This window comes from Nocardia vulneris (assembly GCF_001613425.1).
Taxonomy (GTDB): Bacteria; Actinomycetota; Actinomycetes; order Mycobacteriales; family Mycobacteriaceae; genus Nocardia; species Nocardia vulneris.
The window spans coordinates 442,324-466,504 of record NZ_BDCI01000023.1; the positions used below are offsets into that span (position 1 = coordinate 442,324).

General features: G+C 67.4%; 24 protein-coding genes. 16 read left to right on the forward strand and 8 right to left on the reverse strand.

Features of this window, described 5'->3' with window-relative positions:
- From rpsS to NVU01S_RS26450, 12 genes are all read left to right on the forward strand, one after another.
- Entirely contained in the window at positions 1–282 is a 282-nt protein-coding gene (rpsS, locus tag NVU01S_RS26390; RefSeq protein ID WP_014981659.1) for a 30S ribosomal protein S19, read from the forward strand.
- Positions 279–683 carry a 50S ribosomal protein L22 gene (rplV, locus tag NVU01S_RS26395; RefSeq protein WP_029892585.1) on the forward strand — a complete coding sequence of 135 codons (405 nt, stop codon included), beginning with the start codon at positions 279–281 and terminating at the stop codon, positions 681–683. Before rpsS ends, rplV begins: the two co-directional genes overlap by 4 nt.
- Positions 684–1,490: a 30S ribosomal protein S3 gene (rpsC, locus tag NVU01S_RS26400; protein WP_029892584.1), complete on the forward strand. Its 807-nt coding sequence runs from the start codon at positions 684–686 to the stop codon at positions 1,488–1,490.
- A 4-nt stretch (positions 1,491–1,494) separates the two neighbouring features.
- Positions 1,495–1,911, forward strand: coding sequence for a 50S ribosomal protein L16 (rplP, locus tag NVU01S_RS26405; RefSeq protein ID WP_014981662.1), 417 nt, complete (start codon positions 1,495–1,497; stop codon positions 1,909–1,911).
- Complete coding sequence (gene rpmC, locus NVU01S_RS26410) at positions 1,911–2,150, forward strand: 50S ribosomal protein L29 (RefSeq protein WP_014981663.1); 240 nt, start codon at positions 1,911–1,913, stop codon at positions 2,148–2,150. Before rplP ends, rpmC begins: the two co-directional genes overlap by 1 nt.
- The gene (gene rpsQ / locus NVU01S_RS26415; protein ID WP_029892583.1) at positions 2,147–2,419 is read left to right on the forward strand and encodes a 30S ribosomal protein S17; all 273 of its coding nucleotides are present in this window, start codon (positions 2,147–2,149) and stop codon (positions 2,417–2,419) included. The genes rpmC and rpsQ overlap by 4 nt, the downstream gene beginning before the upstream one ends.
- Before the next feature lie 127 nt (positions 2,420–2,546).
- Positions 2,547–2,801 carry a DUF6364 family protein gene (locus tag NVU01S_RS26420; protein WP_043664739.1) on the forward strand — a complete coding sequence of 85 codons (255 nt, stop codon included), beginning with the start codon at positions 2,547–2,549 and terminating at the stop codon, positions 2,799–2,801.
- Complete coding sequence (locus NVU01S_RS26425; RefSeq protein ID WP_043664480.1) at positions 2,798–3,235, forward strand: PIN domain-containing protein; 438 nt, start codon at positions 2,798–2,800, stop codon at positions 3,233–3,235. Before NVU01S_RS26420 ends, NVU01S_RS26425 begins: the two co-directional genes overlap by 4 nt.
- 191 nt (positions 3,236–3,426) lie before the next feature.
- Complete coding sequence (locus NVU01S_RS26435; RefSeq protein ID WP_209444752.1) at positions 3,427–4,242, forward strand: phosphatase; 816 nt, start codon at positions 3,427–3,429, stop codon at positions 4,240–4,242.
- 390 nt (positions 4,243–4,632) lie between these two features.
- Positions 4,633–5,772, forward strand: coding sequence for an MFS transporter (locus NVU01S_RS26440; protein ID WP_244467109.1), 1,140 nt, complete (start codon positions 4,633–4,635; stop codon positions 5,770–5,772).
- Between the two features lie 193 nt (positions 5,773–5,965).
- Complete coding sequence (locus NVU01S_RS26445) at positions 5,966–6,469, forward strand: EXLDI protein (protein ID WP_244467114.1); 504 nt, start codon at positions 5,966–5,968, stop codon at positions 6,467–6,469.
- Between the two features lie 34 nt (positions 6,470–6,503).
- The gene (locus NVU01S_RS26450; RefSeq protein ID WP_043664475.1) at positions 6,504–8,699 is read left to right on the forward strand and encodes an MMPL family transporter; all 2,196 of its coding nucleotides are present in this window, start codon (positions 6,504–6,506) and stop codon (positions 8,697–8,699) included.
- Between the two features lie 53 nt (positions 8,700–8,752).
- Here the strand turns inward: NVU01S_RS26450 and NVU01S_RS26455 are convergent, their stop codons facing one another.
- From NVU01S_RS26455 to NVU01S_RS26475, 5 genes are all read right to left on the reverse strand, one after another.
- Positions 8,753–9,292, reverse strand: coding sequence for a hypothetical protein (locus NVU01S_RS26455; protein WP_043664474.1), 540 nt, complete (start codon positions 9,290–9,292; stop codon positions 8,753–8,755).
- 248 nt (positions 9,293–9,540) lie between these two features.
- Positions 9,541–12,411, reverse strand: coding sequence for a hypothetical protein (locus tag NVU01S_RS26460; RefSeq protein WP_052280178.1), 2,871 nt, complete (start codon positions 12,409–12,411; stop codon positions 9,541–9,543).
- A 274-nt stretch (positions 12,412–12,685) separates the two neighbouring features.
- Positions 12,686–13,429, reverse strand: coding sequence for a CPBP family intramembrane glutamic endopeptidase (locus tag NVU01S_RS26465; protein WP_043664472.1), 744 nt, complete (start codon positions 13,427–13,429; stop codon positions 12,686–12,688).
- A 208-nt stretch (positions 13,430–13,637) separates the two neighbouring features.
- On the reverse strand, positions 13,638–14,567 hold the full coding sequence (locus NVU01S_RS26470) for an RluA family pseudouridine synthase (protein WP_043664469.1): 930 nt from the start codon (positions 14,565–14,567) through the stop codon (positions 13,638–13,640).
- 57 nt (positions 14,568–14,624) lie between these two features.
- Complete coding sequence (locus NVU01S_RS26475; protein ID WP_082031822.1) at positions 14,625–15,071, reverse strand: TIGR03667 family PPOX class F420-dependent oxidoreductase; 447 nt, start codon at positions 15,069–15,071, stop codon at positions 14,625–14,627.
- 190 nt (positions 15,072–15,261) lie between these two features.
- Here NVU01S_RS26475 and NVU01S_RS26480 point away from each other — a divergent pair, with 190 nt between their 5' ends.
- Together NVU01S_RS26480 and NVU01S_RS26485 are read left to right on the forward strand one after the other, a co-directional pair.
- Positions 15,262–17,109 carry an ABC transporter ATP-binding protein gene (locus NVU01S_RS26480; protein WP_156161417.1) on the forward strand — a complete coding sequence of 616 codons (1,848 nt, stop codon included), beginning with the start codon at positions 15,262–15,264 and terminating at the stop codon, positions 17,107–17,109.
- The gene (locus NVU01S_RS26485; protein WP_043664466.1) at positions 17,106–18,842 is read left to right on the forward strand and encodes an ABC transporter ATP-binding protein; all 1,737 of its coding nucleotides are present in this window, start codon (positions 17,106–17,108) and stop codon (positions 18,840–18,842) included. Before NVU01S_RS26480 ends, NVU01S_RS26485 begins: the two co-directional genes overlap by 4 nt.
- Before the next feature lie 12 nt (positions 18,843–18,854).
- Here the strand turns inward: NVU01S_RS26485 and NVU01S_RS26490 are convergent, their stop codons facing one another.
- From NVU01S_RS26490 to NVU01S_RS26500, 3 genes are all read right to left on the reverse strand, one after another.
- The gene (locus NVU01S_RS26490; RefSeq protein WP_043664463.1) at positions 18,855–20,255 is read right to left on the reverse strand and encodes an alpha/beta hydrolase family protein; all 1,401 of its coding nucleotides are present in this window, start codon (positions 20,253–20,255) and stop codon (positions 18,855–18,857) included.
- Positions 20,256–20,412: 157 nt separating this feature from the next.
- Positions 20,413–21,120: a siderophore-interacting protein gene (locus NVU01S_RS26495; RefSeq protein ID WP_043664461.1), complete on the reverse strand. Its 708-nt coding sequence runs from the start codon at positions 21,118–21,120 to the stop codon at positions 20,413–20,415.
- A gap of 103 nt (positions 21,121–21,223) precedes the next feature.
- Positions 21,224–21,664 carry an MTB12 C-terminal domain-containing protein gene (locus NVU01S_RS26500; RefSeq protein ID WP_244467108.1) on the reverse strand — a complete coding sequence of 147 codons (441 nt, stop codon included), beginning with the start codon at positions 21,662–21,664 and terminating at the stop codon, positions 21,224–21,226.
- 221 nt (positions 21,665–21,885) lie between these two features.
- Here NVU01S_RS26500 and NVU01S_RS26505 point away from each other — a divergent pair, with 221 nt between their 5' ends.
- On the forward strand, positions 21,886–23,193 hold the full coding sequence (locus tag NVU01S_RS26505) for a SidA/IucD/PvdA family monooxygenase (protein ID WP_043664458.1): 1,308 nt from the start codon (positions 21,886–21,888) through the stop codon (positions 23,191–23,193).
- A gap of 31 nt (positions 23,194–23,224) precedes the next feature.
- A complete protein-coding gene (locus NVU01S_RS26510) occupies positions 23,225–24,178 on the forward strand; it encodes a methionyl-tRNA formyltransferase (protein WP_043664456.1) in 954 nt (317 codons plus the stop codon).
- Positions 24,179–24,181 lie beyond the last annotated feature (3 nt).

The following is a 24,181-nucleotide window of genomic DNA, read 5'->3' on the forward strand; positions in this document are numbered from 1 at the left end:
ATGCCACGCAGCCTCAAGAAGGGCCCGTTCGTCGACGACCACCTCCTCGCGAAGGTGGACGTGCAGAACGAAAAGGGCACGAAGCAGGTCATCAAGACCTGGTCGCGTCGTTCGACCATCATCCCCGATTTCATCGGCCACACCTTCGCCGTCCACGACGGTCGCAAGCACGTGCCGGTGTTCATCTCGGACAACATGGTCGGGCACAAGCTCGGTGAGTTCGCGCCGACCAGGACGTTCAAGAGCCACGTCAAGGAAGACCGGAAGAGCAAGCGGCGATGACGACTGAGACTCAGAATCCGACTGCCCGCGCGACGGCAAAGCACGTTCGCGTCACCCCGATGAAGGCACGCCGTGTCGTGGACCTGGTCCGCGGCAAGCGCGTCGAGGACGCCCTGGCGATCCTGAAGTTCGCGCCGCAGGCCGCGAGCGAGCCGGTCGCCAAGGTCGTCGCCAGTGCCGCGGCCAACGCCGAGAACAACCTCGGCCTGAACCCGTCGACCCTGGTGATCTCGACTGCCTACGTCGACGAAGGCGCGACCATGAAGCGGTTCCAGCCGCGTGCCCAGGGCCGTGCGTTCCGTATTCGCAAGCGCACCAGCCACATCACCATCGAGGTCGAGAGCATCCCCGCCGCCGGTGGAGCAGCAACTCGTAACCGCCGGAAGGGAGGGGCAAAGTAAATGGGACAGAAAATCAACCCCCATGGCTTCCGCCTCGGTATCACCACCGACTGGAAGTCGCGTTGGTACGCGGACAAGCAGTACGCGGACTACGTGAAGGAAGATGTCGCCATCCGCAAGCTCCTCGCCACCGGCATGGAGCGGGCGGGCATCTCCAAGGTGGAGATCGAGCGGACTCGGGATCGCGTCCGTGTTGATATCCACACCGCTCGTCCGGGCATCGTCATCGGCCGCCGTGGCGCCGAGGCCGATCGCATCCGCGCCGAGCTGGAGAAGCTCACCAAGAAGCAGGTGCAGCTGAACATCCTCGAGGTCAAGAACCCCGAGTCGGATGCGCAGCTGGTTGCTCAGGCCGTGGCCGAGCAGCTGTCGAACCGTGTGGCGTTCCGTCGCGCGATGCGCAAGGCCATCCAGTCGGCCATGCGTTCGCCGAACGTCAAGGGCATCCGCGTGCAGTGCTCGGGCCGCCTCGGTGGCGCCGAAATGTCGCGCTCGGAGTTCTACCGCGAGGGTCGGGTGCCGCTGCACACGCTGCGCGCCGACATCGACTACGGCCTCTACGAGGCCAAGACCACCTTCGGTCGCATCGGCGTGAAGGTCTGGATCTACAAGGGCGACATCGTCGGTGGCAAGCGTGAGCTGGCTGCCGCGAGCGCACCGGCCGGTGGCGATCGCGATCGTCCGCGCCGTGAGCGTCCGTCTCGCCCGCGTCGCTCCGGTTCCGCCGGTACCACGGCGACCAGCACCGAGGCCGGACGCGCCGCCACCGCGGTGGCCGACGCACCGGCAGAGACACAGGAGGGCTGACGCAATGCTGATGCCTCGCAAGGTCAAGCACCGCAAGCAGCATCACCCGAGTCGTTCCGGCATGGCCAAGGGCGGCACCTCGGTGGCGTTCGGCGAGTTCGGCATCCAGGCGCTGGAGCCGGCGTACGTGACCAACCGGCAGATCGAGTCGGCGCGTATCGCGATGACCCGCCACATCAAGCGTGGCGGCAAGATCTGGATCAACATCTACCCGGATCGCCCGCTGACCAAGAAGCCTGCCGAAACCCGCATGGGTTCCGGTAAGGGTTCGCCGGAGTGGTGGATCGCGAACGTCAAGCCCGGTCGCGTGATGTTCGAAATGTCTTACCCCAACGAGGAGATCGCTCGCGAGGCGCTGCGCCGCGCGATGCACAAGCTCCCGATGAAGTGCAGGATCGTGACCAGGGAGGAGCAGTTCTGATGGCTACTGAAACACCGGCCGCAGAGCTCCGCGAGCTCACCGAAGAAGAGTTGGTGCAGAAGCTGCGCGACTCCAAGGAAGAGCTGTTCAACCTGCGCTTCCAGATGGCGACGGGTCAGCTGGACAACAACCGTCGGCTGCGCGTGGTCCGTCACGAGATCGCGCGCATCTACACGGTCATGCGCGAGCGCGAGCTCGGTCTGGCCACCGGACCCGCTGACAAGGGAGACGCGGCATGAGCGAGCAGAAAGTGGAAGAGCGCAACAGCCGCAAGGTTCGTACCGGCTACGTTGTCTCGGACAAGATGAACAAGACGATTGTCGTCGAGCTGGAAGACCGTAACCGGCACCCGCTCTACGGCAAGATCATTCGCACCACCTCCAAGGTGAAGGCGCATGACGAGAACGAGATCGCCGGCATCGGCGACCGCGTCCAGCTGATGGAGACCCGACCGCTGTCGGCCACCAAGCGCTGGCGTCTGGTCGAGGTGCTGGAGAAGGCCAAGTAAGCCTCCTCGATCCGAATGTCGAAGGCCCGCTTCCCGTTTCGGGAGGCGGGCCTTTGTCGTAGCGGCCGTTCGGTGCGTGGTCCGCAAGCCACGTGATTCTCACGTGCTCCACGTGATATCCTGTGGCATGTCCAAAAGGAACCTGACCATCCAGCTGGATGAAGAGGTGATCGCACAGGCAAAGTTGGTCGCTGCCCATAGGGGTACTTCCATCAGCGCGCTGCTTGCGCAGCAGGTGCGCGAGCTCGTCCGGGATGTCGATCGCTACGAGTATGCGAAAACGCTTGCGCTGCAAGCGATGGCGGAGGCGACAGGGCATGGCGGGAAAATCACCTGGAGTCGTGATGAGCTGTATAACCGGGGGGAGCGCAGGCACTCGTGACGGACCTCGGGCGCACCTTCATCGATACCAATATCCTCGTCTACGCGCACGATACAGATGCCGGCCGAAATCATCGGATTGCGCAGACCATCTTGGAGAGCTTGTGGAGCCGCAAAACCGGCGCACTCAGTACTCAGGTACTTCAGGAGTTCTACAACATTGCCACTCGTAGGCTGACGCCGCGGATGAGTCAGGCGAAGGCCCGTGGCATAGTCGCCTTGTACAGCGGATGGTGCGCCATCGACATGGATCCGCTGGTCGTCGTGAGCGCTTCATTCCTTCAGGAGACGCATACCGTGTCCTGGTGGGACGCGTTGATCGTCGAGGCGGCCGTGCAGTCCGGCGCGAAGTACCTGCTGTCGGAAGATCTGCAGGACGGGCGGAAGTTCGCGGACTTGGAAGTGCGCAATCCGTTTGTCGATCTGTCGAAGTAGGTTTGTTCGCCGCGGAGTTCGCACCGACGCGAGTTGTCACCGAATTCGAAATCTGCATGCCGTACGCGGCCTGTGACATGCCGACGTTCTGCGGGATGTTTGTCGTGCCTTGTACTGTCGGATTGTGTTGCGGCAGGTCGGGGCTCAGCGCACCGCCGCCCGCGCAGTCGGTCGATGCGGAGGTGTGACCAGTGGAATCCACGCGGGAAGCAGGACAGCCCAATGACCGGATGTTGCTGCGTAAGCACCTGGTGAAAGCCAAGATCGCCGGAGAGGTCGCGACACCGCGCGAAGGAAACCTGGCGCACTATCGCAGGATGGTCGACAAAGACCCGGCCTACCAATTCGGGCTGGCGCTGAAGGATTGGACGTTCACCGAAACGCTGGCGATGATGGCGCAACTGTGTGGCGTCAACCCGGATCCGCGGCATCGGCACGGACAGGACACCATCGACCCCGAACTCACCCTCGACGCGCTCGACGCGATGGGTGCCCGCATCGGCCGCGCCGCCGAACGCCAGGAAACGGTGCTGCTCGCGACCGGGCATCCGGGACCGCTCATGGGTGTCTATCGCGCGGTCGAGGATGCGTTGCGCGCCAACGGATGTACGGTCCTGACCCCGGCCGCCGGCTGGTCGTATCGGATCGCCACGCCCAACGGCGCGGCCCGTCGCGAAATCGTCTACACGTCGCGGGTGGCCGCGCTCGGCACCAACGGCTACCTGAAACACACGCACGACCCGCAGCCGATGCAGGCGATGCTGCACGAACTCGCCGACGGAGCGGGCTGGCCCGACCTCGTCGTGGCCGACCACGGTTGGGCCGGCGCGGCAGGCGAAGCCGGGATCGACACCGTCGGTTTCGCCGACTCGAACGACCCCGCGCTCTTCGCCGGGCACGCCGAAGGCAAGATCGCCGTCACCGTCCCGTTGGACGACGGTGTTTTCCCCGAGTACTACGAGCCGCTGACCACCTACCTGCTCGATCGCGCGGGGTTGGTCTCCTGAACTCGTCCGGGAGTCATGCGCCCGAGGGCGCCGCGGACGGGCACGCGCGCGAGCGCGGCGTCGATCGGCCGCACCAGGCGGCCGCACTCGTCCGGAGGGGCGAAGATTCGGCACAGCGGGCGAGCGCCGCGACCTCGAGGCGTGAGAACCGGGCTCCGCCGGGCGATCTGGCGCTTGCCCGCATGGCTACTGCTCCGCGACTTCGGTGTTCGGCCGCAGCGTCGTGGGCGTGCGGCCGGGTGCCCGCAGCTCGTTCGCGCGGGTGGCGAAATTCATGGGATAAATCGGTAGCGGAGTGTGCCCGAGGCGTGCCAAGCTCGGTCGGTGCGGGCGTATCGGGTGGTTTTGGCGAGCGCGGCGGTGCGCAATGTTCTCCTGCTCGGATCTCTCGTGCGTATCCCATTCTTCGCGGGCGCCGTGCTGCTCGCGTTGCATGTGGTGCAGACGCTGGACGGATCGTATGCCCAGGCCGGCGCGCTGAGCACGGTTGTCACCGTGTGCATTGCGCTCAGCGGGCCGTGGCGTGGCCGCCTGCTGGACCGGTTCGGGTTGCGGCGCACGATCCTGCCGTCCATCGTGATCGAGGCGGTGTGCTGGTCCATCGCGCCGTTCGTCGACTATGTGCCGCTGCTGATTCTGGCCGCGATCGCCGGATTGTTCAGTGTCCCGATCTTTTCCGTGGTCCGGCAGGCGGTGATCGCCGCGACCACGGAGCAGAACCGGCAGCCCGCGCTCGCGCTGGAAGCGGTATCGGTGGAGGCCGCCTTCATGGTCGGTCCGATCATCGGCGTCGCCGCCGCGGGCATCTGGTCGACGACGGTCGTATTGTTCTGTGCGCAAATGGGTCTCGTGCTCGCGGGTGTGCTGCTGTGGATCATGAATCCGCCGCTGCGCTCGGCCGACCCCGCCGCCGACGCGCCCGCGATACCGCGTCGTAGCTGGTTCCGCGTCGAGTTCGTCGCGCTGTGCGTCGGTGCGAGCGTTGCCATTTCGGTACTCGCCGCGACCGAGCTGACCTTCGTCTCTGCGATGCGCGAGTTCGATGCGCAACAGTGGCTCGGCATCGTCCTGGCCATCTGGGGTTTCGGATCGATCATCGGCGGGCTCATCTACGGCGCTCTGCACCGTGCGATCTCCACCTACCTGCTCCTTTTCGGTCTGGGCGTAGTCACCCTGCCGATGGCCTTCGTCGTCGGCCCGATCTCGCTCGCCATCACCGGCCTCATCGCGGGCGTGTTCTGCGCACCGACCGTCACCGCCTCGCTCGATCAGGTCAGCCGCATCGTCCCCGAGGGCGGCCGCGGCGAAGCCATCGGCTGGCACGGCGCCGCCCTCACCCTCGGCAACGGCATCGGCAGCTCCCTCGCCGGCCTGGCCATCGACGCCGGCGGCTTCTCCGCCGGCTTCGCCGCCGCCGCCCTCCTAGGCACCGCCCTCGGCGCCGGCCTAGCCCTCCTCGTCCGCCTCATGAACCGCCGCCACCCCTCCCCGGCAAAGCCCGCCACGTCCGCAACCCAAGTGGGCGCCTGAATCAGCGCGGCGAGAGGTTTGCCGCAGTGACCGGACCGGCCGTGCGTTGCACGGGCCGGTCCGTCCGCGTTTCCGGGTAGGTCGACCTGGGGGTTTTGGTGGGTTTGGTTTGGGTCTTGCGTTATACGTATACATCTACTTATAGTGAGTCCGACGGTGGGGGTGGGTGCTTGACCGTCTCGGGTTGGACGAAGTGGGGGTCGGGGTGGCTGGTGCGTCGTGGATGGAGCTATGCGCGTATGCGCATCGACGAATGGAGTTGATCATGGTTGATGAATCGCAGCAGGTAGAGGTGGTCGACTTCCGGAAGGAGTCGGCGGAACTGCCTGAGGTCGTGCTGCCGGTCGGTCCCGGTGGGACGCGCAAGCAGCGGTTTCACGGGCGCAAGCTCGGTGAAGCGAAGCAGTTCAGCAAAACCGGTGTGGAGCTGGTTCGGCTCTATATGACCCGGAAGGGCAAGTACGTCGTGCATCGACAGGCGGCCGATTGGACCGACCTGTCGCTGATGAGCGATTGGGTGCAGGAACTCAGGAAGACCAATTGGCGCGGCCTGGATCTCGAACGGTGCGCCTGGAGCGATTACGCGCTCGACATCGTGGACACCGTCGAGGAGCTGCGAGATCTGGTCCCGCCCAGAATCTTCCGCACGCTCGACGCGGTGAACGAACATCCCCCTATCGAGGATCTCGACATCTGAGCCACGGCTCGGATACCGAAAGGAACTGTCCCCCATGTTTGCTCGACTCGGGCGCCTGGTTGTTCACCATCCGTGGAAGGTGATCGGCCTGTGGCTGCTCATCATCGTCGGCGTGGTCGCGGCGGCACCGCAACTGAAGTCCACCACCGACCAATCCGCGTTCCTGCCTTCGCATTACGAATCCATTCAAGCAATGGAAATGCAGCAGAAGGCCTTTCCGCAGAGCGCGGCCCCCGCGGCGATCATCGTGTTCGAGCGAGCCGACGAGGCGCCGCTGAGCGAGGGCGACGCGGCCTCGGTCGCGGCGATCGGCGGAAAGCTCACCGCGGCGAATATCAAGGACGTCACCGGATTACAGGTCGTTCCGCCGTCGGATAACAAGCTCATCCAGATCATCGCGGTGCAGCTGACCAAGGTGACCAGCGCGGGCGACACCACGCAGAGCGACGCGGTCAAAGCGTTGCGCACCGCGCTGCAGGACCAGGTGCGCGGTAGCGACCTGAAGGCGGGCATCACCGGGCAAGCGGCGCAAATGCTCGATCAGACCGAGTCGAGCGAGAAGGGCATGGCGATCATCGGCATCGCCACGATCGCCTTGATCCTGGTGCTGCTGCTGGTCATCTTCCGCAGCCCGGTCATCGCACTGCTGCCGATCATCACCATCGGCGCGGTCTCCAGCCTAGTGAACGGCCTGATCGCCATGGTGGCCAAGGCTTTCGATCTGCAAGTGGACAGCTCGGTCACCGCCATCCTGCTCGTCGTGTTGTACGGCGTCGGCACCGACTACATCTTGTTCCTGATGTTCCGCTACCGGGAACGGCTGCGGGCGGGGGAGGATCCCAAGACCGCGATGGTGAGTGCGGTGACCCGCGTCGGCGAGGCGATCACGTCCGCGGCCGGCGCGGTGATCATCGCCTTCATGGCGCTGACGCTGTCCACCCTCGGCATGTTCCGTGCGCTCGGTCCGGCGCTGGCGATCGCCGTCGCGGTGGCCCTGCTCGCCGGTCTGACGCTGATCCCCGCGGTTGTCTCGCTGTTGGGCACCAAGGTGTTCTGGCCGTCGAAGGCCTGGCAGGCCGAGCCGAAGGGGGCGCGCTTCGCCGCGATCGGTGCGGCGCTCGGGCGGCGGCCCGCCGCGTTCGCGCTGGCCTCCGGTGGTCTGCTCGTCGCGCTCGGCATTCTCGCCGTCGGATTCAACCCGACTTTCGACCTGAGTTCCGGCTCGACCTCGGACGCCTCCGAATCGGTGGTCTACAACAAGGAGTTGCTCAAGGGCATGCCCGCCGGCGCGACGCAGCCTTCCGATGTCCTGCTCCGCTCCGATGGTGCGCTGACGGTCGAGCAGCTCACTACCTTCCGCTCGGCGCTGACCGAGGTGTCCGGCGTCGGACAGGTGGGCGAGCCGCGGTTGTCCCAGGACAAGGCGATCGCCGAGTTCCAGGTAACCCTCACTGCCGCACCGGAATCGGATGCTGCGCTGGAAACGGTCGAGGGCCGGCTGCGTGATGCGGCGCACGCGGCCGCTCCGGCGGGCACGACGGCGGCCGTCGGCGGGCTGACCGCGGTCTTCGTCGACTTCCAGGACGCGATGAATCGGGACTATCTGATCGTGTTCCCGGTGGCCGCGATCCTGATCATGATCGTGCTCGGCCTGCTGCTGCGCAGCCTGGTCGCCCCGTGGTACCTGATGGCCTCGGTGTTCCTCGGCTTCGCCGCGACGCTCGGCGCTGCGGTGCTGGTGTTCCAGCACATCCAAGGGAACTCCGGGCTGATCTTCACGCTGCCGTTGATCATGTATCTGTTCGTGGTCGCGCTCGGCACCGACTACAACATCCTGATGGTCGCCCGGTTGCGGGAGGAAGCGCGCGAAGGCCATGACCCGAAACAGGCTGCGGCACTGAGCCTGCGGCACACCGGCCCGACGGTCGCGGCAGCCGGGGTGATCCTGGCGGGCACGTTCGCCTCGATGATGCTCGCGGGCAACAACGTGCTTTCGCAGATGGGCTTCGCCATCTCGGTCGGCATCGGTATCGCCGCCTTCGTGATGGCGATGTTCTTCACGCCGGCGCTGACGGCGCTGCTCGGGCACCGGGCCTGGTGGCCGGGACACGGGGACGAGCGGCCCGGCGGTGCGGATCCCGCCGTTGAAGGTGGTGAACGGCCGGTCCCGAGGCACGATCCCGCACCCGCGGGCGGTGGCTGGTCCAACGCCGGTGAGCGACGGCAGTAAACCGAAATGACAAGGGCCGCCCTCTGGTTGATCCAGAGGGCGGCCTCAGTCGTTCAGTCGCGAGAGCCCTCAGTCAGTTTTGCGAGCGTGCCGCGGAGCAGGCCGGGGGCCAGCCCGCGATGCTTCACGGACAACCGCTGCCAGACCGTCGCGGCCAGCGGGCGGTCGTATCGGATGATCGTCAACAGTGTGACCTGCTGCTGCTCGACTTCGATCACGAGCTGCCCGGCGAGCATCCAGGAGTGCGCCTCGAGCCGGATCCAGTTGTCCCCGTGTCCCACGATCCGCCAACCGGCGATATGCGCGGACGAGCGCCGCCACGCGAGCCGCATGCCGAGCAGCACCCGCCAGATGAATTGTCCGCCAAGGCCTGCGACGTCTTCGAAGGCCGCATGCGCCCACTGGTCCGGGGACCACTTCGGGCCTGCGTCGGTGCTCAGGGTGAAGGCGTCGAGGTAGTCGGCGTCGGCGAGGGTGCCGAGCGCGCGCAACGATGCGGGAAGGTCCTGGAGTTCGAGCACCGCGGGCGCGAATTCGCTTGCGGGCGCGTCCTTCCGGTCGCCGGTGTGGACGGTGGTGGACTGATTCGGCACGGCAGGCTCCTTTGACTGCGAACGCCGTTTCCGGCGTCGGATCGACCTGGTCGGCGCGTGCGACGATCCGCTCGATCCATCTATACGGTTGCGTATAGATGGAGGTTAGCGCGCGATATACGGTGCCGTATAGACGATGTGACGGAGGTATCGCGAGGCAACGCACACGCACCCCTTCTGTGTCCGCGCACCCGCTCTGGCAGGCGGTTTCGGGTGCGGGAAGGCAGAAGGGGTGCGGGAAGTGGCGACTAACCGCTGATCGCGTACGGCCTGCGGACCTTCATGGCCGCCTCGACGGCACGATCGACGGCGGCGCGGGACACGCCGACCTCGTTCGCGATGCCCGGTGTCGCCCAGGCCTCGTCGGCGAGGCGCAGGATCTCCGCGAGCTGCGCGGCGGGCAGGTTCGACATGCGGCGACGCACGATTTCGTGCGCTATCACCGCGATCTCGTTGTCCTCGTCGAACTCGTCTTCGTCCTCGTCGTCGAACATCTGGGGTTCCGGCTCGATCGGGGCGCGGGCCACGACGCTGCTCGGCTCGACGCGAGCGCGCGGCCTGGACGGCTCGGTGGGTTCCTCGAAAACCAGCTGCTCGATCTCGGCCTCCGCCCGAGCGCCGTTGGGCGTAGCGGATTTCCGGCGAGGGGTGGGCTTGGGAGCGGGTTCACCCGAGATCGCCTGGGCGACCGTGTCGGCGATGGTTGCGGCGGCCTTCCTGATGGGGTCACCAGGGTGAGGCTCTTCGGGATCGTCGCCGCGCGGCGCTTCGGTACTGGGCTCGTTCACCGGCGGAACCGCCGTGCCGGCGCCGGTCTGCTCGCGCGCCACCTCGTGCATCGGGAACAGCGGAATGGCATGGCCGTTCGTCCCATTGTGCCCGTTGGTGCGGGCCGCCTCGTCCCCGTTGGTCAGCGGCCGACCGTTGGCCGCGCCGGTCCGCCCGTTGACGGCATGACCGTTCGTCACAGCGTGGCCATTGGTCCGGTACCCGTTGACCGTCTGCCCGTTACTGCCGTGCTGGTTCGGCGCGGGCGTCTGCGGCACGTCGTGCCCGTTCAGGTCCGGCGTGCCAGACGCATTCGGCTCAGCCGTAGGGAGCGCATCGAGGTCGTCGGCTGAGAAAGTCCGTGGCTCCGGGTGATCCTGCGTCGGGAACGCGGGCGCTGCCTGGCGATCATCGGGAATCGCCTGCTCCGCATATCCATTGACCGTCGTGTCGCGCAGGCCGAAGACGTGATCCAGCCGGTGCCCGTTGGTCCCGGGCGACGCGTGACCATTTATCGCCGAGTCGGCAGGCCCGGGGGAAGCCGACAGGGGCTGCTCGTTGCCGCTCGAAAGTCCCGGCACCGCATGCCCGTTGGCCACTGGAGCGGCAGTTGCCCCATGTTCCGCGGTAGATCCACTCGCACCGTCGGGCGAAGAGCTCAGTGTCGACCGCTCGTGATCAGAGGTCGCCTCGAATGCGAACCGTCGCGGCTGCCCGTCATCGTCCAGGCTCGCATGCTCCCGATCCCCGTTGAGGGCCTTGGCCGAACGATCCACCGGCTGGTCGGTCCCGTGCATCGCCCGTCCGTCGCCCACCGCGGCAGCTGACGCCGGCAACGGGTGCCCGTCCGCCGGCGAAAGCCCATGCACCCCGTTGCCATTGGTGTCCGCACCGGCCGAAAGACCTTGGACTTCCCGGCCATTGGTGACCGAACCGGTGGATCCGTACGCGTGGCTCGCCTGCCCATTGACCACAGGCACGGCGTGACCGTTGTTCGCGTGCAACGAATGCCCATTGGTCGACGAGGACGCCGATTCGACCGAGTGCGTCAGATGTTGACCGTTGACGCCTGTAAGCCCCTGCGCTGCAAGTCCGTTGGCGGCGGAACAACTTGCCGTGGCGGCGTGACCGTGCAGCATCTGGTAGGGGGCGGCATTGCGATCGGCCGCCGCACTGCGAAGCCCGGATGCCGCCGACAATGGGAAGTCGTCGGCGAGTCCTGGAACGGCGTGGCCATTGGCATCCGCGAGGGTGCGGTCGCTGGGGACCACGACCTCCTGCGCTGCAAGGCCATTGGCGGCGGAGCGGAGGGCGGAGGTGTCCTCGCGCGAGTGGCTATCGACGGTGCCCGCGTGCTCTTCGGCGATCGAAACCGCCTGGGCCGCGCGGATGTCGGTCGCCTGACCGGCGGCTGCGCCCGCGTGCCGCAGTTGGTCGCCATCGGCGGAGGTGAAGGCGGCACGCTCGGCCGGTGCGAGCTCGCTGCTCAACTGTCCACCGTGCGCTTCCCGGGTGGGCAACCAGGCGAGGTCGTCGGGGGCGTCGAGGGTGAATCCGCGTTCGGTCTGCCGCCGCACCATGCCGGGCTCGGGATCCACCACGGCCGCGCCGTCGATGAGTAGTGCGTAACGGGCGGAAACCCAGGCGTGCAACCAGATCACGACGCCGACCATGACGGGTGCGATCGCGTATTCCGCGGCTTGCCCGTAGGAGCCGGATGCCAGATGCGGTCCCGCGTTGAGTGCGATGGTGGTGCCGAGCAACGCGGTTTCGAAGAACACCACTTTGCCGCGGGCGAGTTCGCGTCCCCAGCGGGCGGCGGTGGTGGCGGCCACCATGATGGTGATGATCGGGATCGAGATCATCGCTTCGATGCCGTAGCTCAGCCAGTACAGCGGGTCGGACATGTCGCCGCTCGGTACCAAATTGTGCTGCACGTTCACCCCGGCCCACACCATGCCGAGCACGACCACCGCGATCAGTGCGCGCGAGGACCATTCGGCCCGCCGGTACAACTGCGCGAGCCGGGCGTCTTGGCTGGATACCCGCCGTCGCGCGGCCAGTGCGCGCCGATGCCACCGTGCGTCGTCTTCATCGGAGCGGCGAAGGTGGGCCGCGGTGCGCCGGTCCCGTTTTTCCGCCGCGAGTTCTGCTTCGACGGCGCGCTTGCGCTGTTTGCGTCGTTGCGCCCGAACCCATTCCGCGAGTTCGCGCTCCGCCACGATTTCGTCTTCGGACAACACGTCGAACAGGGCGGCATCGTGTTGCAGTGGCAATTTGCCGCGGGCGGTTTCGACCCGCTGCGCCAACGCGGCGATTTCGGAACTGCCGGTCGATTGTTCGTCGCGCATCGCGAGCCTTCCCGGAGCAGATCGTGCAGCAGACCTACTTGCTCGAACGTATGTGTGATCGGAGTGAGACTAAACCGGCCACCGGCCGCGGTCAACGCCGACGCTCGAAAACATGTGCGAAATTGTCCGCACCGAAAAGGCGCTCCCGCGGAACGTCCCGGTAAACACACCTTTCACTCCCGACACACCGGTTCGGGCAACACGCCGGTATCCGGCCGCGGCGAGGCGCGGGGAATTCCGCTGAGGGATGGCGGAATTCGGCGCGGGAAAACGCTCAGCTGAGGGTGGTGTGCCACACGATGGCGGCGGCGAGTGCGCCCGCGCCGTTGACCGACCAGTGCAGTGCGATCGGGGCGAGCAGGCTGCCGCTGCGGCGGCGCAGCCAGGTGAAGACGACGCCCGCGGCCGCGGTGGCGAGGACGGCGAGCAGGATGCCGGCGATCTGCCCGGCGACGCCGCCGCCGACGAACCCGGCCAGGCCGCGATTGCTGCTGGTGAGTCCGAGCGAGGAGGCGATATGCCACAGTCCGAACAGCAGTGAACCGGCCGCGAACACGCCGCGCGCGCCGTAGACCCGGTCGAGCGTGCCGTGTAGTACCCCGCGGAAGGCCAGTTCCTCGGGGATCACCGTCTGGAGCGGAATAACGATCATCGAGGCGATCAGCGCGCCGGAGATGGTGGCGTAGCGATCGGCCAGAAAGAAGGGGCGAGTGACGGGCAGTAAGGCGCCGATGGCGACCGCGGCGAGCACCACGCCTACCGCGCCGAGCGCATAGAGCGTCCCGCGTCTCCACTGTCGTGGCGAAAGCCCCAGTTCGTGCCAGTGCATGCCCCGCCTGCGCATCAGCGCCAGCAGCACCACGGCGGCGACGGGCACGGTCACGATGCTCGCCCAAGCGGTGGTGAAGTGGGCGATGAGATTGGTGCCCGCCAGTGCGAGGACTACGACCGCCACATCGAGATAGGCGTGCAATCTGTGGCGGGGCGGGGCCTCGTCCGCGAGTTCCGGTGCGAGCATCCCGCCTAGTGTACGGATGGTCGCCGGGGGTGCTGATCGATCGGTCATTTGTGGTCGGTCTACCCGAATCGGCCCGATCCACCGGTCTCGGTGTGCGACCGCCATTCGCGAGCTACTCTGACTAGAACTCGTTTCAATTGAGTGGGGCCACGCCCGGCGCGGCTCGAGCCACCGCGCCGGACGTCCGGGCCGGTTGACCGTCAGTGGGTCAGCCGGCCCACCCGGCCGGATCGGTCCAGGCCTGCAGCGTGCGAGTGGTCTCGAAGCGGCGTGGCGCGCGGCTGATCGGATCGGTGAATTCCAGGGTCGCGGCGAGCAACTGCAACGGGCGGGTGAAGTCGTCGACTGGTTTGTCGGTGAGCACCGGATAGAAGTCGTCGCCGAGGATCGGGATGCCGAGGCTGTTCATATGCAGCCGGAGTTGATGGGTGCGCCCGGTGCGCGGCCGGAGCCGGTAGCGGCCGAGCCCGTCGCGGTGCTCGATCAGCTCGATCGAGGTCTCGGCGTTCGGCTCGCCTGCGACCTCCTGAGCGGCGAGAACATGCTTCTCTTTCACGATCCGGCTGCGTACCACCCGGGGCAGGGCGAGCGCGGGATCGTACGGCGCGATCGCTTCGTACTCCTTGTGGACTGTGCGTTTGTGGAACATCGTTTGATATGCGCCGCGTCGCGCCGGATCGATGATGAACAACACCAATCCCGCGGTGACCCGATCCAGCCGATGCGCCGGAATCAGATCGGGCAGGTCGAGGTCTCGACGCAACCGCACCAACGCGGTCTGCAGGATGTGCTGACCGCGCGGGATGGTGGCGAGGAAGTGCGGCTTGTCCACCACCAGCAGTGCGTCGTCGCGGTGCACGACGGTGATCTCGAACGGCACGTCCGTCTCAACCGGAAGGTCGCGGTGGAACCACACCGCTCCGCCGGGTACATAGGGCGCGTCCGGGGCGATCGGACCGGTGAGGTCGACGATCCCGCCGTCGCGGAGCAACTCATCGATGCGGGCCGGATCGACTCGCGGTAGTCGTTCCACGAGGTGGTCACGAATCGTCGCCCAGTCGCCGTCCTCCGGCAGCCGGAGCCGGGCCGGGTCGAGGCCGTGCCGCTTGGGCAACGGCGGTTGTTGCCGCCTTCTCATCGGCATCGACCCTAGTCGTCGCCGGTTTTCCCGGCTGCGGCGGACCGTGCGCGCGACTCAGAAACCGCGCAGCCGATCCGGCCGGATGCGCACGACGGCCGAATATTCGGCGTAGAACTGTTCGGCGCTCATCGAGAGGTCGGCCAGTCCGTCACGGTATTTCGTGGTGAAGGCGGCGACTTCCGCTGCGGTCGGCGCGTTCTCGTCGATCCTGGCCGTGCCGGTGAACACGACGACGTCGCCGCCGTGCGGGGTGCTGTTGAGGTGCAGCGCGACCCGCGGGTTGCGGACGAGGTTGCGCAGCTTGGCCTGGTCGGGCTTGCTGAACAGCAGGAATTCGTCGTCGCGCCACTGGAACCAGACGGGATTGGGTTGCGGGGTGCCGGTGGCGCCGACGGTGGTCAGCCAGATCACCTGTTCGGTGCCGAGGCGCTCGGCCACTCGCGCGCCGAAGTCGGTGGCAGGGTCGAGGACCGGGGTGGAGCCGGAGGCTGTTGTGGTCATAGGTGGCACAACACCGGTCCGCTCAGGGGGATTCCGTGGACCCCGAGACGGATCGCCGAGCCGCATCCCGCGGGTCCCGGATGGTTGCGGACCAGGCAACTTAGGCTAGCCTATCTTCTCGGATCGTTCTGTGTTTGGATGAGTCCGATTCCGGGCGAGACATCTGATGATGGTCGAGAGGCGAAGAGATATGACGGTGGAGGTCGCGCCGCTGCCTGCGGCGGAGACGGGGAACCGACCGCCCCGAGCGGTACAGAAGGCACGCAAGAAGCAGGAGGCGCAGGCGCGCAAGGAGATCCTTGCCCCGGTCCGGCGCACGCTCACGCTGGCGAGCCTGATCATGGCGGTGGCCTCGGTGTGCACCGTCGTGCCGTTCGTGCTGATCGTCGAAGCCTGCCGGGAGCTGCTCGCCGCCGAGGTCGACACCGATCGGGTGTGGCGCCTGGTGTGGCTGGCGATGCTCGTGCTGCTGGCGCGCGGGCTGCTGCAGGCGGTCGCGCTCACCTGGTCGCATCTGGTGGACGCCGGCTACCAGCTCACCGTGCGGCGGGCCCTCGCGGCCAAACTGACCAGGGTGCCGCTCGGCTGGTTCGGCGAACGCACCTCCAGCGAGGTGAAGAAGTATCTCCAGGACGATGTCGAAGCACTGCACTATCTGGTCGCGCACGCGCGGCTGGAGTTCGTGGGCGCGCTGATCGTGCCGCTGGTGACCCTCGGCTACCTGGTGACCGTCGACTGGCGGCTCACCCTCGTGCTGCTGATTCCCTTGGTGGCGTATGCGATCTCGCTCAGCAAGATGATGGATCAGGACAGCAGGGATCGGCTGGCCGTCTACAACCGGTGGGAGCGCCGCGCCCAGGAGGCGACCGTCGAGTTCGTCGACGGCATCCAAGTGGTACGCGCGTTCGGCCAAGCGGGCAAGGCGCACAGCGAATTCCAGGCGGCGGCGGACGGGCAGGCCCGCAGCCTGGATCGGTGGAAGACGCCGATGATCCGGTTGCAGTCCGCGTCCGACATCACCCTCGCCCCGGTGTTCGTGATGGTGCTCATCGTGGTCGCCGGATTGGCGGGTGTCGGGCTCGACTGGTTCGCTCCGCTCGACGTGCTGCCGTTCCTGTTGGTCGGCCTGGGGCTCGGCAGTTCGCTGCTCGGCCTCGGCTACGGCGGCCAGGCGTTGCGCGCCGCGAGCGCGGCGGCGCTGCGCCTGCACGAACTGCAGCAGACACCCGAATTGGTGACCGGGACCGGCGCCGCGCCGGTGGGCGATGCGGAGCAGGGCGTGGTCCGGTTCGAGGCGGTCGGCTTCGGCTACCGCAGCGACCACCAGGTATTGCGCGATCTCGATCTCGAACTGCGGCCGGGCACCATCACCGCGCTGGTCGGCCCCAGCGGCTCGGGCAAATCGACGCTCGGCAAACTGGTGCCGCGCTTCTACGACGTCGACTCGGGCCGAATCACCATCGGAGGTCGCGATATTCGCGATTACTCGACCGAAGAGCTGTATCGCACCGTCGGATTCGTCTTCCAGGACGTGCGGCTGATCCGCGGCACGATCCGGGAGAACCTGCGTTTGGCCGATCAGGACGCCGACGACGCGGCCCTGGAGCGCGCCGCGCGGGCGGCGCAGATCCATGACCGGATCATGGCGTTGCCGCGCGGCTACGACTCCGAGATCGGGGTCGATGCCAGCCTGTCCGGCGGTGAGGCGCAACGACTCTCGATCGCCCGCGCGCTGCTCGCGGACAGCCCGGTGCTGGTGCTCGACGAGGCGACCGCCTTCGCCGACCCGGAATCCGAGGCCGCGGTACAGGACGCGCTCGCCGTGCTCGTCGCGGGCCGGACCGTGCTGGTCATCGCGCACCGGTTGCACACCATCACGGGCGTGGACCGAATCCTGGTGCTGGAGAACGGATCCATCGTCGAGCAGGGCGACCATCAGAGCCTGTACCAGGCCGGTGGCACCTATCAGCGCCTGTGGGAAATCAACGAGGCGGCGCTCGGCGCTGTCTCCCTCATCGAGCAGGAGGCGGCGCGATGATCCGCAAGTTACTCGGGCTCGTCCCTGACGAGTTCGCCCCGCTGACACCGAAGTTGTTCGCGGCGATCACCGCGCAGGCGCTGAGCCAGGCGGTCGCGTATCTGCTGCTGGTGCCGGTGCTCGAGGCGTTGTTCGATCGCGACCTCGGCCGGGCCTGGTTCTGGGCCTTGCTGATGATCGCGGCGGTCGCGAGCGTTGCGATCTTCGGCTATCTCCAGGCCGTGCTGGGCCTGCGGATCGCGGTCGGTATGCAGCTGAAGGTGCAGACCCGCATCGGCGATCAGCTGAACGCCTTGCCGCTCGGCTGGTTCGAAACCGCCAATGCCGGAAAGCTTTCCAGGATCGCCGTGGAGAACGTGCGGGAAATCCAGGGCGCCGTCGCGTACCTGCTCGCCAAGGTGCTCAACAGCGTCATCGTTCCGCTCGGTGTCGCGGTGGGCATGCTGTTCATCGACTGGCGGATCTCGCTGGCGATGCTGCTTGCGGCGCCCGTGCTGTTCGTGGTGAACAGCTTGGCGAACCGGGCCTACACCACATCCGACGAGCGAGTGCATGCCGCGGCCGCCGAGGCGGACGCGCGGGTGGTCGAATTCGCGCAGGCACAGCCGGTGCTGCGGGCGTTCGGCGCCGTCGGCGCGGGCAACCGTGCGCTCGATTCCGCACTGCACCAGCAGCGTTCGGCGATCACCCGGATGGTGTTCACCGCGGTGCCCGGCCTGATCGTGTTCGCGCTGTTCGTGCAGGCGGTGTTCCTGGTGCTGGCCTACGTGGTGATCAGCCGGTTCACCGACGGCGCGGTCTCGGCCGCCGCCGCGATCGCCCTGATCGCGGTCAGCGCGCGGTTCATCGAGCCGTTGAACCAGGCCGCGCAGCTGGCCAACGGGCTGCGTGCGGCCGCGGGCGCGGTCGGCCGGGTCACCGGTCTGCTCACCGAACCCGTACTGCCGGAGGCGAAGTCGGCGATCACGCCGGGCGCGCCCGCGGTGGTGTTCGACAACGTGAGCTTCGGATACCGCCCCGGCGAACCGGTGGTCGCCGACCTGACGTTCAGCGTGCCCGCGGGTACGACCACGGCGATCGTCGGCCCGAGCGGGGCGGGCAAGACGACGCTCCTGCGGCTCGCGGCGCGTTTCTACGATGTCGACGCGGGCCGGGTGGTCGTCGGCGAGCACGATGTGCGGGAGCAGCCCTCGGAGACGCTGCTGGATCAGCTGTCGCTGGTCTTCCAGAACGTCTATCTCTTCAATCGTTCGGTGGCGGACAACATTCGGATCGGCCAGCCGGAAGCCACCGATGCGCAGGTCTGGGCGGCGGCGCAGGCCGCTCGCGTCGACGAGATCGTGCAGCGGCTGCCCGACGGTCTGGACGCCGCGGTCGGCGAAGGCGGTGCCGCGCTGTCCGGCGGTGAGCGGCAACGGGTTTCGATCGCTCGCGCGCTGCTCAAGGATGCGCCGATCGTGTTGCTCGACGAGGCGACCAGCGCGCTCGATCCGCACAGTGAGGCGGTCGTGGTGCGCGGGATTCATCAGCTCACCAAGGACAAGACCGTGATCGTGGTCGCGCATCGGCTGGCGACCATCGCGCACGCCGATCAGATCCTGTTCCTCGATGGCGGCCGGATCGTCGAACGGGGCACGCACGCCGAGCTTTTGGCGGCGGACGGCCGCTACGCCGACTTCTGGAACGAGCGGTCCCGTGCCGCCGGATGGCGACTGGAGCCGGTCACGGTCTGAGCCTGGTCGGCATTACGGCACCGGCCCGCCGTGCATGTTGCGGTAGTGGGCCGCGGCCGCGCCGACGTCGCCCTGGCCGAGTCCCAGTGGCGCCTGCAGGAACGCGGTCAGGATGTCGTTGGTCGCGCGCTGTGTCTCGCGCGGCCCGCGGGAGCCGCCCATCAGCTGGGCCATCAGGAATCGGGCGGGGTCGGCGAGGAAACGCGGCACGTCGGTGAAGCTGTAGTGATTCGCCTGCCCGATCTCGTAGCGATAGCCGCCGGCCCGCAGCCGTTCGAGCAGGCGCCGGTTGCCGACCAGATACTCGACGCTGTGCCCGGTCTCCTCGTGGTCGCTCTCCAGCAGCAGGAACGGCTTGGCCAGTGCCTGTTCGGGGAGCGTGCCGTACAGCGTGCCGTCGATGTTCGACCCCGCTTTGATCCGGGGGTCGTGCGCCACCGCCGCGGCCGCGGCCGCACCGCCGAACGAATGGCCGATGGCCGCAATGTGTTCGGTGTCGAGGTGCGCACCGAGCCGCCGCCCCAGGCGTTCGGGCTTGCTCAGCTGATCGACCACGAAGCGCAGATCGGCGGTGCGGACGTCGAGTTGCCCGGTCATGTACCGGGTTTGGTCCGGATCGTGGTCGAGGAAGCGTTCGCGCGGGGTCGCGAGGGTGCCGTCGGCGAGTTCGGTGACCGCGGACTCGTACGGATGGTCGACGGCCAGCACGACGAATCCACGACTGGCCAGGTCGGCGAGCAGCCCGGTGTAAAAGGCCCGTGGCGCACCGTATCCCGGCGAGAACAGCACCGCCGGCCAGCGGTCCCGTGCCGGACTGACCGGCACTTCGAGCCGGCCGTGGGTCTCGATCCGGTCGTAGCCGCGCAGCAGCGCGCTGGGCAGCACGGAGATCCGATCGGGGAGTCTGCCGTGACCGTCGAGATAGGCCGAAGGCCGGCCCGGTGCGTCCGGATCGGCCGGATACCACGCCTGCACCACCACATTGCGCCGGTCGGCGGGTGTGTCCGAACTCGGCTCCGGCCGATCCGGATCGACCCAGCGGAAGATCTCGGTGCCCACGGCGTACGGTCCGTTCGGCCGCGGCAGGTCGGGCACCGGCAGCAGCGCCCAGGCCGCCATCGCGGGTACTACGAGGAGTCCGACCGCGACACGCGCGACGAGCGCCCCTCGAGTCCGCGGCCGGTCCGTACGCCGGAACGACTGCCGGGCAACGAGTCCGGCGGCGGCACCCACGAGCAGATAGGTCGGTGCGAACTGCCAGTAGAACCCTTCGCGCAGCCACTGGGCCACGCCCCCGGCCAGCAAGGCGGGCAGCGCGAAGGGAGCGATCCGGCGGGCGAGGCGCCGGGAGGCGATCGCCGTCACCGCGAACGCGAACGCGGCGACGGCGAGCAGCGCGTCCAGCATCGACATGACAGGTGACCTCCCGCTCCGGTGCCGGTCCCGCGGGACCGGTCGTGCATCCGGGTCCCAGCTTGGCCGACAGGCAGGTCATCGCGCGTCTACAGCAGGTCGCTATCGAGTCATCCCGTGGGATGAACCGAACCCCGCCGGACGGCGGAGCGGTGTGCTACTTCCAGTAGGCCTGCGACTTGATCGCCGTCTTGGGCAGCTGGTGGGTGGTCTTGAGCGTCTTGACGATGGACCGCGTGGTGTGACCGTCGCAGGTGACCCAGCCGAACGCGTCCTTCGCGCACGACATCTCGTGCGCCTGTTCGCGCAGCAGGCGGCCGTCGTCGATGCGCTGCACCCAGGTGACCTGGTGATGCGGCTTGTTGCGCACGGGCAGGGTGGTGTCGGATTCGTACTGCCATTCCAGCCAGACCCGGGCCGGGGTGTCGCCGATCGCGTCGAGCAGCGAGTTGATCGCGGGCAGCGAGGCGGTGTCGCCGAAGACGATGTATTCGCTCGGTGTCGCCTCGGGCAGCCGGAAATTCGAGCCGAGCACGCAGGCCTCGATCTCGTCGCCGACCGCGGCGCGCTGTGCCCAGGCGCTGGCCGGACCGCTGTGCAGCGCGAATTCGATGTAGAAGTGGTCGTTCTCGGGATCTTGATCGACCAGGGTGTAGCCGCGCTGGTGCAGCCTGTCGCTTTCGGCGTCGGGGATCCACAGCCTGACCCACTGCGTGGGGTGCACGGGGTGGTTCGCCAGCAGGCCACCGGCGGTGAAGCCGATGCGCTGGTATTTGTCCGTGATGCTCTCGGTCGAGGTGACCCGGAAGCGATAGTCGTCCGCCCGCCACGCCTTCAGGATGAGACCGTTGGCTCCTTTACCCATGCGGCTAAGGCTAGCCTAAGTAAAGTCGAAAGTCTCGTGGTGGGCGGGGTGCATCGGGCCCCGTGCGCGGCACGGAGCCCGATGTCGTTGCGGCGCTACGCGATCAGCGCTGCTGCCCGGCGTAGTACGCGATGGTGTCGACGGACTCGCTGGTCAGCTTCCAGGTGCCGTCGATCTGCCGCCAGGCGATCTGGATCGGCGGGAAGGTGCCGTAGCCGGGCACGGTCACCATCAGGTCGGCATTGAGGGTCTCGCCCGCGGCGTTCGCGTTCTGCACCGCCCAGGTCAGGCCGGGCACGCTGCCCATGACACCGCCGACTCGCTCGATCACCGCGAGGTCGGCCTCGCCGCCCTCTAGTTCGGCCGCGCGCGCGGAACGCGAAGCGCCGGAGTTCAACACGAGCGAGAGCTTGGACTGGAGCTCGCCCGCCGATGGCGCGGCGGTGCGCACGATGGACGGCGCTGCGATTGCGGGAGCGGCGGCGGCCACCGTGCCGAAGGCGCCGAGGGCGGCGGCGGTGAGGGCGATTGCTGCGGTAGTCACGCGGGCATTGCGCTTGATCATCTGCGTTTCCATTCCTTTGGGGCGTGGTGGTGCCGCGCCTGGGTTCTTCGCCACAGTGCTGGCACTGCCCATAAATATAAGGTAAGCCTATGCATATTAGGGCGGGCCACCCGCCCGACGTCGTGCGGTCGACTGGCCGTATCGACCGTCATCGCAGCTGACGGCCCGATCCGATAGCTGCGAGGTGGCTGGAATCACAGATGGGAGCACCGGTGGACAGACTTCTCGTGGTCGGCGCTGGTCCGAAGGCGATGGCTGTGGCAGCGAAAGCGCATGTGCTTCGTGCGTTGGATCTGCCCGCACCCCAGGTCATCGTCGTGGAATCGCATGCGGTGGGCGGCAACTGGTTGCCCAGCGGCGGCTGGACCGACGGCCAGCACCGGCTCGGCACCAGTCCGGAGAAGGACGTGGGCTTCCCGTATCACTCGACCTGGGCGCGCGGCCACAACCACGCGATCAACGAGGCGATGATGGCGTTCAGCTGGACCTCGTTCCTGGTCGAGCGCGGCACCTATGCCGAATGGGTGGATCGTGGGCGGCCCAGTCCGCACCACCACGTCTGGGCGAAGTACCTGCAGTGGGTGGTCCGCAAGACCGAGCTGGAGCTGGTGCTCGGTTCGGTCCGCAAGATCTCCGCGGCCGCCGACGGCTGGACGGTCTCAGTGGCCGACGCGGACGGTGCGGTCAGCGAGATCGATGCGGACCGCTTGATGATCACCGGCCCCGGGCATTCGCGCCGCGCGCTGGCCGATCATCCGAAAGTGCTGAGCATCGCGGACTTCTGGGATCTCGCGGGTAAGCGCAGGCTGCCGGCCTCGTCGCGGGCCGCGGTGATCGGCGGCGGCGAGACCGCGGGCTCGGCGATGGACGAGCTGGTGCGCCACGACGTACTCACGGTGTCGGTGATCTCACCGGCGGCCACCATCTATACCCGTGGCGAAAGTTACTTCGAGAACTCGCTCTACAGCGACCCGGCGAAGTGGCGGGCGCTGAGCATTCAGGAGCGACGCGATGTCGTGCGGCGCACGGATCGCGGCGTCTTCTCGGTGCGCGTGCAGGAGAACCTGTTGGGCGACAGCCGGGTTCATCATCTGCAAGGGCGGGTGATGCGGGTGGCCGAGCAGGGGGAGGGGGTCGCGCTCACCCTGCGTAACGATCTGCGTCCGGATCAGGTGCACACCTTCGATCTCGTGGTCGACGCAACCGGCGGGCAACCGCTGTGGTTTCTCGAGTTGTTCGATTCGGACGCGGCGGATCTGGTCGAACTGGCCATCGGCGGACCGATCACGCAGGCGCGAATCGAGGCTTCGATCGGTCACGATCTGGCGATCTCCGGGCTCGAAACCAAGCTTTACCTGCCCAATCTCGCGGGCCTCGCGCAGGGCCCGGGATTTCCGAACCTCAGCTGCCTCGGCGAACTGTCCGATCGCGTGCTCGCCTCGGCCCCTGCTCGATCCGCGGCGATACCGCAGTCGGCAACACGGCAGGTAACCAATAGGCTAGGCTAGCCTTACTTATTTCGAGAATGAGGTTCGGTTCATGCGCATCGTGTCGTTCGGCTTCCAGACCTGGGGCCGCAAAACCCTGCAGGCGCTGCTCGATTCGGAGCACGAGGTGGTGCTCGCGGTGACCCACCCGGCCAGCGCACAGTCCTATAAGGCGATCTGGTCGGATTCGGTCGAGGAGCTCGCCCGCGAGCACGGCGTTCCGGTGCATCTGACCGAGCGCGCCGATGCCGCGACCATCGATCTGGTCAAGCGGGCCGAGCCCGATGTCATCGTGGTGAACAGCTGGTACACCTGGATGCCCGCCGAGCTCTACGCCCTGCCGCCGCACGGGACGCTCAACCTGCACGATTCGCTGCTGCCGAAGTTCACCGGGTTCTCGCCCGTGCTGTGGGCGCTGATCAGCGGCGAGTCGGAGTTCGGGCTCACCGTGCACCGGATAGACGAGCAGTTGGACACCGGCGACATCCTGGTGCAGCGCTCGCTGCCGATTCCGCCGGATGCCACCGGAACCGAACTCGTGCTGGCCGGCATGGAACTCATCCCGGGCGCGGTGCACGAGGCCCTGAGCCTGCTCGAGTCCGGTACCGCCGTCTGGCGTCCGCAGAACAAGGCCGAACGGACCTACTTCCACAAGCGTTCCGACCGGGACAGCCAGATCGATTGGCAGTGGAGCGCAGTCGATCTGGAGCGTTTCGTGCGCGCTCTCTCCGAGCCGTACCCGCGGGCGTTCGCCTACTACCGGGGCGAGCGGATCGAGGTGCTCTCGGCGTCGGTGTCCGCGGCCTGCTACGGCGGCACCGCGGGGCGCGTCATCGTGCAGGAGGGTGGCGGCGCCGTGGTGTGCGGACCGGATCCGGTGCGCGGCCGCAATCGCGGTCTGGTGCTGACCCGGGTGCGCACGGCCGACGGCGTGGAGCACGACGGCGCCGAATTCTTCAGGCGCGGAGGCTATCTCACCGCCACGCCGGAGCCGGTCGCCGGCTGACGG

Bases quoted from the DNA above. Each gene is read 5' to 3' on its own strand.
- rplV (WP_029892585.1), top strand. From the start codon at position 279: ATGACGACTGAGACTCAGAATCCGACTGCCCGCGCGACGGCAAAGCAC.
- NVU01S_RS26450 (WP_043664475.1), top strand. From the start codon at position 6,504: ATGTTTGCTCGACTCGGGCGCCTGGTTGTTCACCATCCGTGGAAGGTG.
- NVU01S_RS26490 (WP_043664463.1), bottom strand. From the start codon at position 20,255: ATGTCGATGCTGGACGCGCTGCTCGCCGTCGCCGCGTTCGCGTTCGCG.
- rplP (WP_014981662.1), top strand. From the start codon at position 1,495: ATGCTGATGCCTCGCAAGGTCAAGCACCGCAAGCAGCATCACCCGAGT.
- NVU01S_RS26505 (WP_043664458.1), top strand. From the start codon at position 21,886: ATGGGAGCACCGGTGGACAGACTTCTCGTGGTCGGCGCTGGTCCGAAG.
- NVU01S_RS26485 (WP_043664466.1), top strand. From the start codon at position 17,106: ATGATCCGCAAGTTACTCGGGCTCGTCCCTGACGAGTTCGCCCCGCTG.
- NVU01S_RS26460 (WP_052280178.1), bottom strand. From the start codon at position 12,411: ATGCGCGACGAACAATCGACCGGCAGTTCCGAAATCGCCGCGTTGGCG.
- NVU01S_RS26510 (WP_043664456.1), top strand. From the start codon at position 23,225: ATGCGCATCGTGTCGTTCGGCTTCCAGACCTGGGGCCGCAAAACCCTG.
- NVU01S_RS26470 (WP_043664469.1), bottom strand. From the start codon at position 14,567: ATGAGAAGGCGGCAACAACCGCCGTTGCCCAAGCGGCACGGCCTCGAC.
- NVU01S_RS26475 (WP_082031822.1), bottom strand. From the start codon at position 15,071: ATGACCACAACAGCCTCCGGCTCCACCCCGGTCCTCGACCCTGCCACC.
- NVU01S_RS26420 (WP_043664739.1), top strand. From the start codon at position 2,547: ATGTCCAAAAGGAACCTGACCATCCAGCTGGATGAAGAGGTGATCGCA.
- rpsC (WP_029892584.1), top strand. From the start codon at position 684: ATGGGACAGAAAATCAACCCCCATGGCTTCCGCCTCGGTATCACCACC.
- NVU01S_RS26465 (WP_043664472.1), bottom strand. From the start codon at position 13,429: ATGCTCGCACCGGAACTCGCGGACGAGGCCCCGCCCCGCCACAGATTG.
- NVU01S_RS26480 (WP_156161417.1), top strand. From the start codon at position 15,262: ATGACGGTGGAGGTCGCGCCGCTGCCTGCGGCGGAGACGGGGAACCGA.
- NVU01S_RS26495 (WP_043664461.1), bottom strand. From the start codon at position 21,120: ATGGGTAAAGGAGCCAACGGTCTCATCCTGAAGGCGTGGCGGGCGGAC.
- rpsS (WP_014981659.1), top strand. From the start codon at position 1: ATGCCACGCAGCCTCAAGAAGGGCCCGTTCGTCGACGACCACCTCCTC.
- rpmC (WP_014981663.1), top strand. From the start codon at position 1,911: ATGGCTACTGAAACACCGGCCGCAGAGCTCCGCGAGCTCACCGAAGAA.
- rpsQ (WP_029892583.1), top strand. From the start codon at position 2,147: ATGAGCGAGCAGAAAGTGGAAGAGCGCAACAGCCGCAAGGTTCGTACC.